The 2,142-nt window shown below is 72.5% G+C and carries 2 protein-coding genes and 1 pseudogene; 1 reads left to right on the forward strand and 2 read right to left on the reverse strand.

Translation table 11 applies throughout. The features are described 5' to 3' along the window. The coding region (ligD, locus tag NQ160_RS22805) for a non-homologous end-joining DNA ligase LigD (RefSeq protein ID WP_441338274.1) at positions 1-645 on the forward strand (645 nt) is incomplete at its 5' end. A gap of 46 nt (positions 646-691) precedes the next feature. Here the strand turns inward: ligD and NQ160_RS22810 are convergent. Together NQ160_RS22810 and NQ160_RS22815 are read right to left on the reverse strand one after the other, a co-directional pair. Beyond that, entirely contained in the window at positions 692-1,783 is a 1,092-nt protein-coding gene (locus tag NQ160_RS22810) for a DNA glycosylase AlkZ-like family protein (RefSeq protein ID WP_257517308.1), read from the reverse strand. A 10-nt stretch (positions 1,784-1,793) separates the two neighbouring features. Then, positions 1,794-2,142: pseudogene (locus NQ160_RS22815) on the reverse strand (hypothetical protein); the annotation flags it as partial.

Below are 2,142 nucleotides of genomic sequence, written 5' to 3' on the forward strand. Positions count from 1 at the left end.
GTGAGGCTGGCTGCGCAGGCCCTGGCGCGCGAGGTCGCCGACCGGGCGCCGGGGCTCGCGAGCGCCCAGTGGTGGAAGGAGGAGCGCGGCGAGAGCGTCTTCGTCGACTTCAACCAGAACGCCAAGGACCGCACCGTCGCGTCGGCGTACTCGGTGCGGGCGTTGCCCGATGCCCGGGTCTCGACGCCGCTGGCGTGGGACGAGCTGCGGGTGCGCCGGCCCGAGGAGTTCACCGTGCCGACCGTGCGGGCCCGGTTCGCCGAGATCGGCGACCCGCACGCGGGGATCGACGACGCGGCGGGGTCGCTCGAGGGGCTGCTGGCGCTGGCCGAGCGGCTGGGTCCGGCGGAGCGCGCGCCGCGGGGCGCCGACGGGGCCGGGCGGCGCGTTTCGACGATGCCGCTCATCGAGATCGCGCGGGCGGCGACGAAGGACGAGGCGCTCGCGGGGCTGGATGCCTGGAAGGCGCGGCATCCCACGGTCGTCGAGAAGCTCTCCCCCGCCGACGTGCTCGTCGACGGCATGCGGGGGTCGAGTTCGCTCTGGTACCGGATCCGGGTGAACCTGCAGCACGTGCCCGAGGGCGAGCGTCCCGCGCAGGGGCCACTCGAGGTCGATTACGACCCGTGGCGCCCCGGTCGTTGATCCTCACCGGTCGTTGAGCGAGCGCAGCGAGGCGAAACGCCGCACCTCACTCCTGGTCGTACTCGACGGCGACACCCAGCCACTCGGCCAGCTCGGCGAGCTCGGCGAGCTCGGCGCGCACCATCTCGTGCTCCTCGGGCTCGAACGGCGCCAGCTCGTGCACGGCGTTCACGCGCAGCACGTCGCGCGTCTTGTCGAGAGCAGCGTCGAGCATGCCGACGAAGCGGTCGCCCATCAGGATGGGGTGCGCGAAGTACCCGTACCCACGCTGTGGTTTGGGCTTGAACTGCTCCAGCACGTAGTCGAAGCCGAAGATCTCGCTCAGCCGCGGCCGGTCGAACAGCATCACGTCGTAGGGATTGAGAAAGGCGACGCGTCCGCCGTCGTCTTCGTCCACGGCGGCGAGCGCGGCCGGGTCCACCCGATACTTGCGCGTACTGCCCTCGATCATCACCGGCTCCCCCGCGTCGCCAACGGGCGTCCACGGGGAGCTCTGCTTCGCGATGCCGGCCGCCTGCAGCTTCCGCTCGTGGCGCAGGTGCGTGGCCTCGTCTTCGTCGTACACCGGAAGGTCGCTCGGGTAGACGCGCTCGGCGAGGTCCCACACGCGCTGGCGCCCCTCGCGGCCCGCGACGGCGACGATGCCCTGCCACGTGAGGAATTCGAGCATGTGCGGCACCGGGTTGGCTCCGGACCAACCGTCCGGCGCCCGTACCACCTGCGCGGTGTCGGGAATCCGTGCGGTGAGCAGCGGGCCCTCGGCGCGCAGGCGCGCGATGACATCGGATCGGAACCGGTCGTTCGCGGCCAGCCACTGGCGGGAGCTCTCGCGCCGCGGCCACCGGCTCATCTCGGGAAGCAGCAGCGGCAGCATGCTCATGGGTCGGAACGCTCCCCCGAGCTCGAACAGCAGGCGGTCGCCCTCGACGGCCTTGCGCAGCTGTCCCGCCTCGTACGACCAGCCGATGCGCGACCACAGCACGGTGTGCTCGCAGGGGGCGATCGTGGCGGTCGGGTCGATCTTGATCTCGCCGATCTGCTCGGCGACCTCGACCACGTCACCCGGTCGCTGCGCGTCGAGAAGCTGCGCGCGCACAGCGATGCGGCGGGCCTGGTCGAGCGTGAGCCGGGTGGTCACGGGCTCGACGCTAGTGCAGGGGCACCCCGTCGCGGGCGGATTTCTGCAGCAGCTCCTCGGCCACCCGCCAGAGGCGCTCGGCATCCTCTCTCTTTCGGGCGCGGGGGAACGGATGCCGCGGTCGCGGCGCACCCGCCATCTGCAGGAGCCCGCAGGGTGCGAAGAAGTCGCCCTGTGCGGCATCCGCCGTCAGAGCTTGCAGGGCAGGGAGCGGCGCGAGCGGCAGCGGGTTGCCGAGGTGGGCGGTCGCGAGCCGCACGAGCTGGGGCGGGACGCGGCGGCGGATGTCCGGAGCGATCGCGGTCGCGGGGACGACCCCAGGGTGGGACTGGGCGACGGTGACGGCTCCCCCTCCCGCC

This window comes from Microbacterium sp. zg.Y909 (assembly GCF_024626565.1).